Here is a 16050-nt window from a genome sequence, read left to right as displayed (position 1 = left end):
GACTGCCCAAGGAAGATTATTTTAAGAGATTTTCAGAGGGTGGTATTTTTTCAAGCAATTTTTCAATGAAGTTAAGACTGCGCTCATAATCCTTTTGTAAAGCGAAAAACTCATCCTCGAGCTGACGATACTCTTCCTGCAAAAGCGAATAACCTTTTATTTTATCGAATTTATTTTTTAACGTGCGCAGTTCTTCACGCAATTCTTCAATCTGAACCTCTTTATTCACTAATGCTTCAGTTAAAACTTGCCTTTTTTTATGTGATTTGACTACTCTGTACCATTGAAAAAAACTCATAATGACTAACAATACAAAAACAGGAAACAACCAAAGTGGCCATGCATACAAGAAAAAATAAAACCCTGGATAAGAATGCTGAACAGGCAATCCGTATTCATTATAACCACCAAGGTAATGTGTCAGCAGATAAGTCTCCCAGAAATAAAAACCCACCACAGAACCTATCACGCCTATGGTAATCAATAAAATCGCGGGAATACTAGAACGCATATTATCCATCAATGACTCTTAGAAAAAAGTAGTCCTACTTGCTAATTTAGTTCAAAACGCAGGAAAATAAAATGCTATCACGGTAGAAGGTAGGGGAACTAAGGTGTATCAAGATATAGAAATCAGCGAAACCATGCGCTCAATTGCAGAAAAAGGTCTGCGTTTGCTCGCCAGCATCAAAGAGCAGCCCGCGCAATTACCCATGCTTCTTGAAAAATCTATAGAATTATCAAGTGACTTTCAAGCAATGCTCGCAACGATATTAAAAAACCCTGAAAAACTCTGGCAAATGCAAGTTGCCTATTGGCAGGACGCCCTAGGCTTATTACAGGAACAATTGAAGCACTGGCTGGAAGGCAAGTCTATGCCGATTGAGGATAAGCGTTTTCTGGGCGAGGAATGGGTAAACAATCCTTTTTTTAATTTATTAAGCCAACAGTATTTACTAGCAAGTGAACATCTAAACTCCTTGCTGGAACACCTTGATTATGGTGATAAACGATTAGCCAAGCGCGTGCAATTTTTTGCTCGTCAATGTCTGGATGCCTTGTCACCAGACAACTTTTTGCACACCAACCCGCAAATTATGGCTGAAACCATCCAAAGCCATGGCAAAAATTTACTACGTGGTCTAGATAATTTTCTCACCGATATTGAAGCAGGCTCCACAAGATTAATTATGAAAATGACTGACATGGAAGCCTTTAAAGTTGGCGTCAACCTGGCCGTAACACCCGGGAAAGTCATCTTCAAAAATGAACTAATGGAATTGATTCAATACACACCTCAAACCCAAAAAGTGAAATCTGTTCCTCTGCTAATTATCCCACCATGGATAAATAAATATTATATTCTGGATCTGAGTCCACGAAATTCATTGGTTCGTTGGTTAGTTAATCAAGGTATTACGGTGTTTATCATCTCCTGGGTTAATCCTAATGGCGATTATGCCAATAAAGGGCTTTATGATTACTTAAACGAAGGCCCTATGGCAGCCATTAAAGTTATTCAACAGCAACTACAAGTTCAGCAGGTTAATGCACTTGGGTTTTGCATTGGAGGCACCTTATTGGCTCTTTTGCTCGCTTATTATAAAGCACACAAACAAAATCCTATACGGTCAGCCACGTTTCTTGCAGCCATGATAGACTTTAGCGACCCAGGCGATATTTCCGTCTTTATCGATGAGAATCAGATCGCCAAATTGGAAGAAAAAATGAAGGCCAAAGGCTATCTTGAAGGCCATTTTATGGCTAGTGCTTTTAATTCACTGCGAGCCAGTGATTTAATTTGGTCATTTTTCATTAAGCACTATCTACGTGGTAAGGCGCCCGTGCCATTTGATATTTTATATTGGAACGCCGACTCCACAAACATGCCAGCAAAAATGCATTCACAATACTTACGCTGGATGTATCTGCATAATGATTTGATAAAACCAGGTAAAATTCATCTGAATGGTACGCCATTGGATGTAAGCCAAATTGATATACCAACTTTTTTCATTTCTACGAATAAAGATCATATCGCTCCCTGGCAAACCACTTATCTTGGATTTAAAGCCATTCAAGGGAAAAAAAATTTTCTGCTGGGTGGCTCAGGACACATTGCTGGAATCATTATTCCGCCTGATAGTGAGAAGTATGGTTTTTACCGTAATAATAGCCCCGCAGAAACAGCAGAAGATTGGCTGGCAAATGCCAGCCATCATCCCGGTTCATGGTGGCCTGAATGGCTGGAATGGTTAAAAAAGGAATCCGGACGCCTGATTAATGCCCCCAATATAAAGCAGCTCCCTTATAAACCCTTAATGGATGCCCCCGGCAGTTATGTTTACATGAATTCAAAAGCAACGGGAAATACCAAACCTTCGTCTATTCCTGCCGGAGGTCGATAACAAAAGAGAGCGTTCCATATTCCGCACCAGAGGATATTTTTTATTTGGCTGAGGCAAAAGTGATTCGAACAGCGGAGAATCATGTTTAACGAAGAATAAAGGTGCGATTTAAAATGCGGTTTTTTGTAGCAACGAAGGTATTGGCATATCACCCGTCATCCTTCGCTGCGCTCTGGATAACGAGATACTAAAAAAACCGCTCTTTAAATCACACCCGAAGAATAAACAAAAATAGATCTGGTGAAAAATATGGATTAAAAGGCCTGGCCAGAGCGACCAGGACTTCATATATGAATTAAACAGTAGCTACTCTACTGCGAACTTCAGCAGGGGCAGGAGTTATACGCACAACATCAATGACTTTTTGAACATCATCACGATATTTCTGAATTTCAGCAGTATTGACACCCGCTGCAATTAACGCATCACATACTCGTTGTGAATGTTCTAAGTATGCCACCACATCGTCCTTATCAAAATCACCATCACCATCCACATCGCCAATTTCTTCCAGTTTCGTGGGAACTTTAATTCTTGCCAGAGTATCAGCCACCCCACTGCTTGCTTCAGTGATGGTATTAATTCGTCTTAATACCTCCAGTGTTCCTTTCGTATCGACACCTGCAGCTTCCAATGCTTGCACATACACTTGGGCTGTTTTGGCGACATTGTCTAAAAGATTGATTGCTTCCCCAATAGTCTTGAATACTTCTGACGCCGTTACTTTTCCATCCTGATTTCGGTCAAAGAATTTTCCACAGCAATTCCCCATGTTAATGTCCTTATGTAGTGAATAATGCCTCCTGACTATATCACTGGGAATTTTAAATGTTAACTACCTCTTACCAAAAATAAAAAATCCCCGAAAAACGGGGATATGAAAAAAAGTCCGTCTTCACTTTTTTGCTTCAGATTTGCTTTTGCTTTCTTGTAAAAGAGAAAGCATGGCTTTTTCCATGATTTGAAATGATTTTTGCATGTAGTCTAAAGCCTTATGGCCATTGGCAACCGCCAGCTCAATTTGTTTTTCCAGTAATTCTTCCGGTTTTTTAACATTTGCAAATTCATCTGGCTTTAAATAAGTGAAACCTTGCAACGTTTTAACATTCAGCTCGGCCATTGCTTGAAATGGTTCCTGTGCCTTTTTGGCCATATCCGATAATTTTTCAAAATATTCTTGATTCATCATACCCTCCAATTTATGTTGCATTGCACAATTTAATTGTAGTTACTACTAGGCATCCTTGTCAATAGTACATGCTATATTTTTTGCATTGCAACACAATGTAAATCTAATTAACCGCTATTTTCGGAAAAAATTCTGCCATTGACTAAAAAAACTCTGCATCTGTTTATTCCAAGCATCGGTGGCCTGTTGATAGTCGCTTAAATAAGGACTCGCTTGCATTTGCTTATCCATAAACTCCATCATTTGTTCCAGCATGGCTTTTAATGTTTTATTCATTGGATGATGCGTCAAACAGATTAATTGCCGAAGGATTTCTGAGGATAAAAATTGACTTGATCCAGCTTCCATTTCCACAAGAATCTGCATCAATGTTCCATTTGTAATGTCTTTACCCGTCCCAGCCTCTTCAACACGAAAAGACAAGCCATCCACCACATAGCGCTGTAGATCGTCAATAGTAATATATCGACTTTTTTCTGTATCATACAATCGCCGATTCTTGTATTTTTTAATCAGTCTAGTCATAAAATTCTCATAAAAACTGCAGGAAGCCAGACCTAGACCTCAGCTAGTACATATGCAATCCACCATTGATACTCAAATTCGCGCCAGTAATGTAACTGCTTTTATCATCGATAAGAAATTCAATAGCCCATGCAATCTCTTCGGGTTTAGCCAAACGCTTTGCGGGGATTTGTTCAATAATTTTTTCTAAAATATCCTGGCGAATCCCCTTCATTAAATGCGTATCTACATACCCTGGGGAAATACTATTTACGGTAATGTTTTTCGACATTAACTCCTGAGCCAAACTTTTGGTAAATCCATAAATTCCCGCTTTAGACGCTGCATAATTTGCTTGTGAAAATTGTCCTTTTTGAGCATTGACCGATGATATATTCACAATTCGCCCACTGCCCTGGACTCGCATATGGTCAACAACATGACGGGTTACATTAAACATACCATCAAGATTCACTCGTAAGACATCATCCCATTGCTGCTTAGTCATTTTATGAAACACCGCATCACGCGTAATGCCAGCATTGTTAATCAACACATCAATCCGACCAAACTCCAATATCAAAGCAGCAATAATCTTCTGACAAGCCTCAAAATCCGTTACATCCATTTGTCGATATAACACATTCTGATACCCCTGGTTTCTTAAATGGGTCAGCCATTCAGCGCTTTCATCGGAAGAAGCAATATCTAACGCGATCACTTTACCGTATAGTCCATTTAACTGTTTAGCAATCGCAGTTCCGATGTCTCCACTACCTCCTGTAATTAATGCCACTTTTTTATTCATTTTCTACCCAACCTGTGTTGCGCATCTTTCTTCTTAATCAAAAGCCAGATAGAAGCGCCTGTCAAATGAATCATCATTTTTTTAACTTCATGACAAGCTATCTATCCACACGGAGAGCTCACATATACTGGCCACCATTCACATCAAGGTTGGCGCCAGTAATAAATCCTGAAGCCGGGGATGCCAAAAATGCAACCGCATCTGCGATTTCCCTCGGTTTACCTAAACGACCAACAGGAATATTAGAAATAATTGATTTCAATATATCTTCTCTCATGGAAGCAAGCATTGGCGTTTCAATATAACCCGGAGAAATTGTATTTACTGTAATTCCTTTGGCAGCGACCTCCTGTGCTAAACTTTTGGTAAAACCATATAAAGCAGATTTGGTTGCCGCATAGTTGCATTGACCAAATTGACCTTTCCTGCCATTGATAGAAGAAATATTAATAATGCGACCATAATTACTCTCAAGCATGGCCGGCAAAACATTTCTTGTCATATTGAAAACACTGGTCAAATTTGCGTCGATAACCTGCTGCCATTGTTCTGGCTTCATTTTTTTAAACGTTGTATCGCAAGTAATGCCCGCATTATTAACCAGCACATCGATATGACCATATCGCTCCATCACTAAAGCAACCAGTTTTTCACAATCAGCAAAATCAGCAATGTCGGCGTATAAGATCTCAACCTCATAACCAGCTTCTTTTTGCGAGGCTTGCCACTGCTTTGCGGCCTCGTGATTGCCGTTCTTAAAATAACAAGCAATAACGTGATAATCGGCAGCCAGCCGTTGGCATATTGCTGTACCAATCCCTCCGGTACCTCCGGTTACTACTGCAATCTTTTGCTCCATTCTTCTAACCCTCCCTCTTGACAATACAGAGATTATACTACAGTTCAAAAGTCTCAAGATGTCAAATTTATTGGTCTACAATCATTTGAATTGAATGACTCATCTGCAAATAGCTTAAGCCATCTGTAGATGATTCTTAATTTAAGCAATAATGACTGGCTTGGGCACATAGCCTTTTAACTGCTGTGCAAATTGACGCAATACTTCAAGACCCGATTCCTCCGCCTGTTTGCACCATTGCTGCAATGATTCAATTAATTCTTTTTGTGACGTAGCTGTTTTTAACCAGATACTTTGCAACGATTGACGATAGCTATAGACAAGACGTAGTCGCTCGTATCGACTCAACAATGCTTGTAACCGAGTACTTGCACGTGGGGATAAGAGTTTTTCCTGGCGCCGTAATAAACTTCCTGCTCGTAAAAATAATCGTTTATCTCTTTTATTTTCTACATTATTGCGCTTTTCCTGGCGCAGGATTGGACGTACAACCTCCTTATAATAGTGAGACATAATTTGAAAACGATTTGATATGACAGCCTTCACGGTATCCAAATCAACATGCCGTTTGCCCTCTTCTCTGGCTAATTTAGGCGGCAATTTTTTAACTTTGGCAAGTCCCAGGAAAGACAAAATGCGAATGTAACACCACCCCAAGTCAAATTCCCACCACTTGACTGAGAATTTAGCCGATGAAGCAAACGTGTGATGATTGTTATGCAATTCTTCACCACCAATCCAAAATCCCCAGGGGAAAACATTCGTTGCGGCATCGGGACATTCAAAATTTCGATAGCCCCAAAAATGACCTACGCCATTGACAACACCAGCCGCCCAAAGTGGAATCCATATCATTTGTAGTGCCCAGATGGTAATACCTGGAATACCAAATAAAAAAAGGTCCACAAGAAACATCAATAAAATTCCCTTAGCAGAATGGCGTGAATAAAGCTTCTGCTCGATCCAGTCATTTGGTGTTCCATGGGAGTATTTTTCAATCATTTCCTTGTCTTTCGCAGCCTCACGATACAATTCAGCACCCTGCCAGAACACTTTCTTCAAGCCGAGCACTTTCGGGCTGTGTGGATCTCCCTCGATATCCGTGGTTGCATGATGCTTACGATGGATAGCAACCCATTCCGCTGTAACCATCCCCGTCGTTAACCAGAGCCAAAAGCGAAAAAAATGACTGATGATAGGATGCAAACTCAATGCACGATGTGTTTGATGCCGATGCAGATAAATCGTGACAGAGGCAATCGTGATTTGTGTTAGTATGATGGTTGCTAGTACATACCCCCAAAATGACAGATTTAAAACACCAAAAAGCATAGGTTTACTCCCCAGGTGAATGATAAAGCTAAGAGCTTGTTAACAAACTCTTAAGAACAAAACGTTCAATCGAGCACGTTGATAAAGCATAATGCTAAAAAACAGGAAACATTATACTAATGATATCATATTTTGGACAATCCGGATTGCATCAAAGCGTATTGTGGACGATAATTTTCATAGACCCATTTGAATTAGGCTAGAGCATATTCTAGAATCATTATCATTTTTGCTTCAGGAAAGCAAATGCCAATCATCCTAAGAACCAAGAAAATGCGTTGATTTGATTCAAAAAAACAGCAAGGCTTTATTATGAACAATAAATTGCAGCAAATACTAGAACATCTTATCCCTTTCATCATGCTAGGCATTGCTATTGCCTTTGCTGTTGGATTGTTAATTATGTTCTTTTACGTCGTGGTATGGGGCATCATCATCGGTGGCTTCATTTGGTTAGTCGTATTCATAAAGAATTATTTCTTCCATCGCCAATCGCCAAAAAATTCAGAAGGCCGTATCATAGAACACAAAGATCGAAATCAAGACTAAGAATTCAACAATGCCCGAATTACCTGAAGTTGAAACAACCAAACGAGGAATACATCCTTTTTTACTAAACCAAACCATAGAATGCATTCACGTACGCCAAACCAAATTGCGACTTCCTATACCTTCGGACTTGTCCACATCCTGTGCAGATCAAAAAATATTGGATATTGCCCGCCGAGGAAAATACCTCCTTCTACAGCTATCAAGCGGCACATTGCTCATTCATTTAGGAATGTCAGGGCATTTACGTCTAGATCATTTGCACTCCCCAATTAGAAAACATGATCATGTCGACTTATATTTATCTAATCGCTTCATTTTACGTTATCATGACCCTCGTCGTTTTGGCCTCTGGCTCTATCTCACCGAACCTCCCTGCCAGCATCCTCTATTAACACGCTTAGGACCAGAACCTCTCTCCAGTGACTTTAATGGTGATTATTTATACGACCGTGCCCAAGGTAAAACGCAGAGCATTAAATCATTCATAATGAATAATCATGTGGTTGTCGGAATTGGAAATATTTATGCAACTGAAAGCCTATTTCTTGCCGGCATTCACCCTCAAGCCGCCATTGGCCTAATCACAAAAGAACAATTTATACTGTTGAGCAATAAAATTAAACAAGTCTTGCAACAAGCCATCAATGCCGGCGGAACAACGTTACGTGATTTTTACGCCTCAGATGGAAAGCCCGGTTATTTTTCAGCCGCCCTTAATGTTTATGGCCGTCAAGGACTCCCATGCCCTGCTTGTCATGAGCGCATCCTGGCGATGACCATTTCGGGGCGTAACTCCGCTTTTTGCTCTAAATGTCAACCAATGCAGCCTCTCAGAGTTTGTTAACCTAGAAAAATCTTTTATAGGCAAGAAAAGACGCTTACAGTATCATCTGCTCCAACTAAATCAACATCGAGTACATCATGAAAGCAAGTAAATTACGTACCTTATGGATTATGCTCTTGTCTGCATTCTATACTGCAGTCATCTGTGGCCACGCCGCAATTAAGCAGTTTTCTGGTAAAATTAATCGAGAATGGGTTGATAAAACCATTCATCGCTGGGTGGCTAAGATTCTTAATTTGGTTGATGTGAAATTTAAATTAGTTAATCCTCACAACGTGGAACCCCAACCCGGACAACCCACCATCATCATGTGTAATCACAGCAGCCTGTATGATATACCACTCAGTCTCAAGGCATTTCCTAATCACTCCATCCGCATGCTGGCAAAAAAGGAATTGTCGAAGATTCCAATTATGGGAAAAGGCATGACAGCGGCGGAATTTCCTTTCATTGACCGTAAAAACCGAAGGCAAGCAATTCAGGATTTACAAGCTGTTCGTCAACTGTTGGAAAGCGGTATTGTCATGTGGATAGCGCCAGAAGGAACTCGTTCTAAAGATGGAAAATTGAATGCATTTAAAAAAGGAGGCTTTATTACTGCCATTGAAGCAAAGGCGGTCATAATTCCTATTGGGATAAAAGGTGCCTACGAAATTTTGCCCGCTCGCACCTATCAATTTAATATCCATCGGACAGCAGAAATTCATGTTGGGAAAGCCATTGATGCTTCAAAATACACGTTAGAAAACAAAGAAGACTTGATAGAAAAAGTTCATGAGGCCATACAAGACTTGATAGGAGAGCCACATACTTAGAAAGGTCTATTGACCTATTGTGTGCTTTTGTTACAGCCGCTCGTAATCCTTTAATGCAGCAAGCCATAACCATCGTTATTTTTCCGTATAACCACGACCGCCCTCCCCATGTGCCTGGGATCAGAAGCTGCTGTGATTAACTGGCGCTTTTGATCCCAGGTAATTGCCTGCATGTCACCATAATATTGCTGTAAAGCCACCAATTGATATCCCATACTTAATAATTTCTTTTGCACAGTTGGTGAAAAAGTATCTGGCTCAAACATTAACCAATCAGGTAAGTATTGATGATGGAAACGCATTTCCGATACCATCTTAATTGCACCATAAAAGTCATAAAAAGAAAGTGAGGCAAGCAATACCATGGTTGGTATACGACTTCCGCCTGGCGTACCCAGAATGGCTACCCGCTCCGGCAACTCGAGAAAGGTAGGAGTCATGCTGGAAAGTGGCCGTTTGCCAGGTTCGATTTGATTCTTTTCACTGCCTATTATGCCAAATACGTTTTTCACTTTTGGTTTTATCGAGAAATCGTCCATTTCATCATTTAACAAAACACCAGTCCCTTCCGCAACGACACTGGAACCAAAAATATAATTAATCGTTAACGTTGCCGCAACACGATTACCTTCACCATCGAGAATAGAAAAATGCGTTGTGTTGTATTTATCATCCTGCAATGATGCCTTAGCAGGCAATGATGAACTCTTTGTCGCATGGGTATCCTGAATCAAAGAACGCAGGAATTGGGTGTTTTCAGTAGATAATAGCTTGGATACATCCACCCTAATGTAATCAGGATCACCTAAAAGTTCCACGCGCTGCCAAAAAGCCAAGCGCATTGCTTCAGCCAAATAATGCACCCATTGTGCCTTTGACAAAGCTTGCAAAGGATAATCTGCTAGAATATTAAGCATGGTTAATAGAGCAATACCTCCAGCAGAAGGAAGAGGTGCTGTAACAATATGCATCTGATGATAATAACCTTGCAAAGGCTCGCGAACTTTAATCTGATAAGACGCTAAATCTTCCAAGGTCCAAATTCCTCCAGCACGATTCACACCGTTTACCAACAGTGATGCAATCTTACCTCGATAAAATCCATCATGACCTTTTTCAGCTAATAAACGCAATGTGTTTGCCAGATCACGTTGATATAGGCATTCGCCAACCCGATACGGTTTTCCATCATGTAAAAAAATCGCTGCAGAACCAGGAAATTTCTTTAATTGCTGCAAACGATCACCCATCATTAAAAAGTATTGCAACTGATAATCTACAATAAATCCTTTTTCTGCTAAGCGAATGGCTGGAGCTAGTGATTTCTTAAGAGGCAATCGACCAAATTCTCTCGCTATATACACCAATGCCGCTGGTTCTCCGGGAATAGCTGCCGATAAACCGCCTGTTAATGATAATTTTGGAATAGGTTTGCCATCAGAAGCCAAGAACATATTCTTTGACGCTGCACGTGGAGCAACTTCTCGACCATCAATAAATATATTTTTTTGGTTCTTTGCTTCATGTAATAGCCAAAATCCCCCACCTCCTAAGCCAGAATGATAAGGTTCAACGACTGCAAGAGCAGCACTAACGGCAATGGCAGCATCAAAAGCATTTCCTCCTTGCGCAAGAATTTCAAGCCCAGCACGGGTAGCTAACGGGTGAGCACTAGCAACAGCATGGCCAGGAGGCAACATAGTCTCACCCGCTACAGCCATCATAGAAACGCTTAAAGATAAGCCAGCAATAAGAACCTGAATTAGGTGAGTAATAACCCAACTCATTTTTTCTGAGTCCGCATGCTTTCTAGCGCACAAACAACGACATCAGGAACAAATTCCGAGACATCGCCTCCCAAGACGGCTATTTCTCTAACAAGTGTGGATGAAATAAACATGTAATTTTCAGAGGGTGTTAAAAACATGGTTTCAATATTTTTTGCCAATTTACGATTCATGCCTGCTAATTGAAATTCATATTCAAAATCAGACACTGCACGCAATCCCCGTAAAATGACACCCGCCTCTTGCTTGAGCGCAAAATGAATCAAGAGCGTATCAAAACCCATAACCTTTACGCCGGGTAATGTTCCTAATGCATTTTGTACTAATTCAATCCTTGTGCTTAATGGAAAGAAAGGACGCTTAACATCGTTGCTAGCAACCGCTACAATCAATTCGGGAAATATTTTTGCTGCACGAGTAATAAGATCAATATGCCCATTTGTTACTGGATCAAAGGTTCCAGGATAAATTGCTTTCTGCTTCATATCCAACTATCTTAATCAATTGCATAATTTTTCAGTCTAGCGTATTGTTGTTCGAAAAACTATTACCGACTTAATCTGAAGACTATTGACCATATGCTGGTTTTCAGATTCTTGAGCGTTATTTATTAAGTTGTTTTTATTAATAGGGAGTTTAATCACGCAATGAATGCATTTAAACGCCACATTATTGTTGTCCTAGGACTTCTTACTGCTTGCGCCCCTCCAAAGCCAGCACCAGAAGCTCCAATAAACGAAACCATGCCCGTTGTCGAGCGGGAAGAAAAAACCGCCACGATATCTTCTTGGGAAATTTCAGGAGCAATGGCTGCTAACAATCAAAAAAAAGCATGGTCCGCTTCTTTGAATTGGCGACAACAAGGGATGAATCGCTATCAAATACGCTTGTTTGGACCTCTAGGAGGAGGGACAGTCATTATTGAAAAAGAAGGCGGCATGATCACCTATAAAGATGGGCCAAAAACCGCTTCATCAAACAGTGCCGATGAATTGCTATACCAGCAAACAGGCATCCGATTACCGGTCACAAATCTGTATTATTGGGTTAGAGGTTTACCGGCTCCTGGCGCAGTTCAATCAACAAAATACGACCAATACAATCATCTAACTCAGCTTAAACAGGCGGGCTATACCATTGATTACGCACGATATACTTCCCTTAAAAACATTGATTTACCGAGTAAAATCCGTTTAAAAGGTCATGGAGTAATGATCAAATTAATTATAAAACGATGGTCTGTAGCGTAAATTAAAAAATTATTCCCTTTTTAAAGAGAGGAATTAATGGAACGAGCTCCCTTGCAAAAGAAAGGAGCAAAGGCAATTTACGCACGACACCCAACTACGGCACCGGAAAGAAATTTAATAGACTGTGTTCATGCATCTAGCGTATTTTTTTCATGGCTTCATTGACAAGGCAATTAAATCGCTGCAAAATACGCACCAGTTCGAAGTAAAAGCTTCGTGCGTTTTATGGATAAAAAAGAATCTTCAGCTTATTGGGGTGTAGCCAAGCGGTAAGGCACAGGGTTTTGATCCCTGCATTCCTAGGTTCGAATCCTAGCACCCCAGCCATGCTCTTGTTGATTCAAGTAAACAGACGGCAGAAGATACTCGGGAAGGATGCGTTCACCGGACCGCTAAAATAATAATAATATCTTTCTGGCTGTCTTCTGCCATGTGTTTAAGCTACCGATTAAACTAAATCGAAGGTCTCATCCACATGTCCACAATGATGATTTTCACCGGCAATGCCAATCCAGCACTTGCACATAAAATTTCTTCTTATTTAAATCTATCAATAGGTCAAGCCAACGTAGGTACATTTAGCGATGGTGAAACGATGGTAGAAATACTTGAAAATGTCCGAGGCAGGGATGTGTTCATTATTCAATCAACGTGTGCGCCAGCGAACAACAACTTGATGGAATTGCTGGTCATGGCTGATGCGCTGCGAAGGTCCTCTGCCGGCCGTATTACTGCCGTTGTACCTTATTTTGGTTATGCAAGACAAGATAGAAGAGTTCGGTCAGCACGAGTCCCTATCACAGCCAAAGTTGTCGCAGATATGATGACTTCTGTGGGAATATCCCGCGTGCTGACTGTAGACCTACACGCAGACCAAATACAAGGGTTCTTTTGCATGCCAGTCGACAACGTCTACTCAACTCCTATTTTGCTCGAGGATATTCAACAACAAAATCTAAATAACATCATGGTCATATCACCCGATGTAGGGGGGGTCGTTCGCGCTAGAGCGATGGCAAAACGTTTGAACGATGCTGAGTTAACCATTATTGACAAACGTCGAACTGGCCCTAACAAATCTGAAGTCATGCACATCATTGGTGAACCTAAAGATCGCCATTGCCTAATTGTTGATGATATTGTTGATACAGCTGGAACCTTATGTTCTGCTGCGCAAGAGTTAAAAAACAGCGGAGCAATCAGTGTTCGTGCCTATATTACTCATCCAGTACTATCAGGACCAGCAATTAACAATATTATTCATTCAACCCTGGATGAAGTGGTCGTGACAGATACCATTCCTCTTTCAGAAGCAGCGAAAAATTGCCCAAAAATCAGAGTTGTAAGCCTGGGGGAAATGTTGGCCCAAGCCATCAAACGTGTTAATGAAGAAGAATCAGTCAGCTCCATGTTTGCTGAATAAAAACCGCAAGCGTTCTAAAACAGCTACTGTTTATAAAAAAAGAGGAAGACCTTACATCTTCCTCTTTTACTATGGAACCCCCAAAAACTATGATCATTTTTTAAGTGATCCTTTTTGATTTTAACGTCAAGGGATTGAATCAATCCCGAAGCATGCGGAATTCTCATTGGCAAGCTTTTTTGATATCAATTATTCACGGGTGCCAACATACTTATCATCAAAATATCGGCGTAATTTTGTCCTTAATGTTCCTCTACTAATACCAAGCATTAAGGCAGCACGGGATTGATTATATTTACAGTGCTCCATTACGGCTCGGAATAGAGGAGCTTCAACTTCTTCTAAAACAAACTGGTAAAGGTCAACAGGATCAGTTCCCTTGAGCTCAGAAAAATATTTTTGCACAGATTGAGTGACACTGGCTGCTAAAGATGCGGTTGTATCCCCAGCTTCATTGCTGATTGTTGTCATTATTATTAACTCCTTCTTTCAAAAGCATGATTTTAACGAATTGAGCAAATCCCGACAAGCATAGATATGAATACTTTGCTTAAATGTGTGGGTTTTCCCACACATTGTATCAAAATTTCATCATGGCAGGATTAAACGGCTGTCCATTTACACTAAGCTGCCCATTCTCAAGCTTAAGCTCTATCGTATAGTCATTTCCTTCAGTTTTTAGTATCCCTGCCTGCACTAATGATGACAATCTTTCCTCGGTCTGCATCGTTGCCTGTTTTTCAACATCTGCAGGCGACCGGATAGCGGAAGCCGTTGCTGAGGTATCTTGAGAAGATTCATTTTGTGCTTCTTGGTTTTGTTCATCGGAAGCATCTGAATGCTTTGCCATTTCCTCATCCGCACTGCCAGTTACATTATTCTCACTCTGTCCATCTTTTTTCATTTGCTCAGCAATAGCCTGGGGCAGTGCTGGCTGCTGCATTAATTGTTGCTTGAGAGAAGCCACTATTAAACCTTTAAGCACAATGGCAGGTATCTTAAACTTCCCTTCTCCTTCAACTTGTTGAATTAATTGAAATGGGTTACTGCTATCACTTTTAGGTAAGGATACCAATACATGCCCTGCAACCGTACCCTCCGGCATAGCAAAGCTCATTTCAGAAATTTCAAATTTCGCCCCTTTATTAAATAATTTTGGCAGCTCAGGAAGCAGAACCAATAGTGCTTTCTGACGTTCTTGCGCTGAACCTTGCTGCATTCTGTTTACTTGTTCATTAATTTGTGCAAGTACCTCAGCATCCAAATTTTTCAGAGATACTTTAAGAATGCCAGGTCCATACTTTTTACCATTCGTAACAATCTGTTCCAACGATGTTTTTAAATAAGAATTAAACAACCCACCATCAACATCACTGCTGGTGTGAATATCAAATTGTTCCAATTCAAATATTTTTTGGTCCTTATTGTTAATCATCAACGAAGGGAAAGAAAAATTGGCCTCACCAAGATATAAACCCTCTTTCGTTTGATGAAGATCATAATTACTGGTAATTTTGCCAATGACTGCATTCATGCTGTCTTTTATTATCTTTATGCCATCGATCGTCAAATCACCATCAATGGTGCTCAAACTTGACGAGACAGTCACATCACTCGTCATTCCAAGCCATTCAAATTGTCCTTTCCCTTCTTTGGCGATTAGCGTAAAAGCAGGCAGCTCAATGCGAAGACGGCTTTTATTTAAGTAATTGACCAATACACTTAAATTCAGCGTAGGCCTGGTTGATTGATTAGAAAAAACTGTAGAAAATTGTTCTGCATAAGGTTGCGGCAACGTCAAAACCGTATGCGCATAACCTAACCCAAATCGTATTCCCACATTCGAAAAAATGACAGGTCCATGATAGATGGTAAGCGGCATATCCATCGCATAGTCTTGAGCTGGAATCACTTTAGACTGATCGTTTTGATCTTTAGTAATTCTTTCGGGGACATGTAAATGCCATTTAAATTTTGCCTGAGAAGTAAACCAGCCGCGATCGTATTGTTCTACATCAACGTATAACCCATTAGATTGATTAATCATATTGACATTTTTTTTAAGTGTCCGCTCTGTAATTAATCCCGTTCCATAGTAACTGCCGAGGACTAGAACAAGTATAATAACCACTAATCCTATCAATTTTTTCATTCTTATCTCCGTGTTGGTAATGGCCTCTTTCCTGCGACGTTTTAATCAAAATGCTGTAAGAGGAATAGCATCCTATCGCAAAAACTCATGATAGAAAACAGCTGATATTAAAACACGATAATTACTG

The 16050-nt window shown here is 40.4% G+C and carries 17 protein-coding genes and 1 tRNA gene; 7 read left to right on the top strand and 11 right to left on the bottom strand.

The features are described 5' to 3' along the window. Positions 1 to 16: 16 nt before the first annotated feature. Positions 17 to 520, bottom strand: coding sequence for a hypothetical protein (locus tag E1O52_RS08835; protein WP_133128348.1), 504 nt, complete (start codon positions 518 to 520; stop codon positions 17 to 19). Positions 521 to 614: 94 nt separating this feature from the next. Between E1O52_RS08835 and E1O52_RS08830 the strand changes: the two genes are divergently transcribed. Beyond that, the gene (locus tag E1O52_RS08830; RefSeq protein ID WP_133128347.1) at positions 615 to 2408 is read left to right on the top strand and encodes a PHA/PHB synthase family protein; all 1794 of its coding nucleotides are present in this window, start codon (positions 615 to 617) and stop codon (positions 2406 to 2408) included. 295 nt (positions 2409 to 2703) lie between these two features. On the opposite strand, the gene E1O52_RS08825 is transcribed toward E1O52_RS08830, so the two are convergent. From E1O52_RS08825 to E1O52_RS08800, 6 genes are all read right to left on the bottom strand, one after another. Continuing rightward, positions 2704 to 3180, bottom strand: coding sequence for a hypothetical protein (locus E1O52_RS08825; RefSeq protein WP_133128346.1), 477 nt, complete (start codon positions 3178 to 3180; stop codon positions 2704 to 2706). Between the two features lie 123 nt (positions 3181 to 3303). Further along, complete coding sequence (locus E1O52_RS08820) at positions 3304 to 3594, bottom strand: phasin family protein (RefSeq protein ID WP_133128373.1); 291 nt, start codon at positions 3592 to 3594, stop codon at positions 3304 to 3306. A gap of 117 nt (positions 3595 to 3711) precedes the next feature. Continuing rightward, positions 3712 to 4122, bottom strand: a complete 411-nt coding sequence (locus E1O52_RS08815; protein ID WP_133128345.1) for a polyhydroxyalkanoate synthesis regulator DNA-binding domain-containing protein — start codon at positions 4120 to 4122, stop codon at positions 3712 to 3714. 43 nt (positions 4123 to 4165) lie between these two features. Beyond that, positions 4166 to 4909: an acetoacetyl-CoA reductase gene (gene phbB / locus E1O52_RS08810; protein WP_133128344.1), complete on the bottom strand. Its 744-nt coding sequence runs from the start codon at positions 4907 to 4909 to the stop codon at positions 4166 to 4168. Positions 4910 to 5027: 118 nt separating this feature from the next. Then, positions 5028 to 5768 carry an acetoacetyl-CoA reductase gene (phbB, locus tag E1O52_RS08805; RefSeq protein ID WP_133128343.1) on the bottom strand — a complete coding sequence of 247 codons (741 nt, stop codon included), beginning with the start codon at positions 5766 to 5768 and terminating at the stop codon, positions 5028 to 5030. Positions 5769 to 5909: 141 nt separating this feature from the next. Then, complete coding sequence (locus E1O52_RS08800; RefSeq protein WP_133128342.1) at positions 5910 to 7100, bottom strand: DesA family fatty acid desaturase; 1191 nt, start codon at positions 7098 to 7100, stop codon at positions 5910 to 5912. A 312-nt stretch (positions 7101 to 7412) separates the two neighbouring features. On the opposite strand from E1O52_RS08800, the gene E1O52_RS08795 reads away from it, so the two are divergent. The 3 genes from E1O52_RS08795 (at position 7413) to E1O52_RS08785 (ending at position 9311) form a co-directional block, all read left to right on the top strand. Beyond that, entirely contained in the window at positions 7413 to 7649 is a 237-nt protein-coding gene (locus E1O52_RS08795) for a hypothetical protein (RefSeq protein ID WP_133128341.1), read from the top strand. 10 nt (positions 7650 to 7659) lie between these two features. Next, the gene (gene mutM, locus E1O52_RS08790) at positions 7660 to 8496 is read left to right on the top strand and encodes a bifunctional DNA-formamidopyrimidine glycosylase/DNA-(apurinic or apyrimidinic site) lyase (RefSeq protein ID WP_133128340.1); all 837 of its coding nucleotides are present in this window, start codon (positions 7660 to 7662) and stop codon (positions 8494 to 8496) included. A gap of 77 nt (positions 8497 to 8573) precedes the next feature. Beyond that, positions 8574 to 9311: a lysophospholipid acyltransferase family protein gene (locus E1O52_RS08785; RefSeq protein WP_133128339.1), complete on the top strand. Its 738-nt coding sequence runs from the start codon at positions 8574 to 8576 to the stop codon at positions 9309 to 9311. A gap of 50 nt (positions 9312 to 9361) precedes the next feature. Here E1O52_RS08785 and ggt read toward each other — a convergent pair whose 3' ends face one another. Beyond that, on the bottom strand, positions 9362 to 11035 hold the full coding sequence (gene ggt, locus E1O52_RS08780; RefSeq protein ID WP_242602214.1) for a gamma-glutamyltransferase: 1674 nt from the start codon (positions 11033 to 11035) through the stop codon (positions 9362 to 9364). Positions 11036 to 11094: 59 nt separating this feature from the next. Further along, complete coding sequence (gene coaD / locus E1O52_RS08775; RefSeq protein ID WP_133128337.1) at positions 11095 to 11583, bottom strand: pantetheine-phosphate adenylyltransferase; 489 nt, start codon at positions 11581 to 11583, stop codon at positions 11095 to 11097. A 162-nt stretch (positions 11584 to 11745) separates the two neighbouring features. On the opposite strand from coaD, the gene lolB reads away from it, so the two are divergent. The 3 genes from lolB (at position 11746) to E1O52_RS08755 (ending at position 13771) form a co-directional block, all read left to right on the top strand. After that, positions 11746 to 12348 (top strand): lipoprotein insertase outer membrane protein LolB, encoded by a 603-nt coding sequence (gene lolB, locus E1O52_RS08770; protein ID WP_133128336.1) that lies wholly within the window; start codon positions 11746 to 11748, stop codon positions 12346 to 12348. Positions 12349 to 12600: 252 nt separating this feature from the next. After that, positions 12601 to 12675: transfer RNA gene (locus E1O52_RS08765), tRNA-Gln, on the top strand. A gap of 148 nt (positions 12676 to 12823) precedes the next feature. Beyond that, positions 12824 to 13771, top strand: coding sequence for a ribose-phosphate pyrophosphokinase (locus tag E1O52_RS08755; RefSeq protein WP_133128335.1), 948 nt, complete (start codon positions 12824 to 12826; stop codon positions 13769 to 13771). Positions 13772 to 13960: 189 nt separating this feature from the next. Here the strand turns inward: E1O52_RS08755 and E1O52_RS08750 are convergent, their stop codons facing one another. Further along, positions 13961 to 14242 carry a helix-turn-helix domain-containing protein gene (locus E1O52_RS08750; protein WP_025384994.1) on the bottom strand — a complete coding sequence of 94 codons (282 nt, stop codon included), beginning with the start codon at positions 14240 to 14242 and terminating at the stop codon, positions 13961 to 13963. 109 nt (positions 14243 to 14351) lie between these two features. Further along, the gene (locus E1O52_RS08745; protein ID WP_133128334.1) at positions 14352 to 15923 is read right to left on the bottom strand and encodes a YdgA family protein; all 1572 of its coding nucleotides are present in this window, start codon (positions 15921 to 15923) and stop codon (positions 14352 to 14354) included. Positions 15924 to 16050 lie beyond the last annotated feature (127 nt).

The sequence above is a fragment of the Legionella nagasakiensis genome (genome assembly GCF_900639915.1).
GTDB classification, from domain to species: domain Bacteria; phylum Pseudomonadota; class Gammaproteobacteria; order Legionellales; family Legionellaceae; genus Legionella_A; species Legionella_A nagasakiensis.
This window is presented reverse-complemented; position numbering and strand designations above follow the sequence as displayed.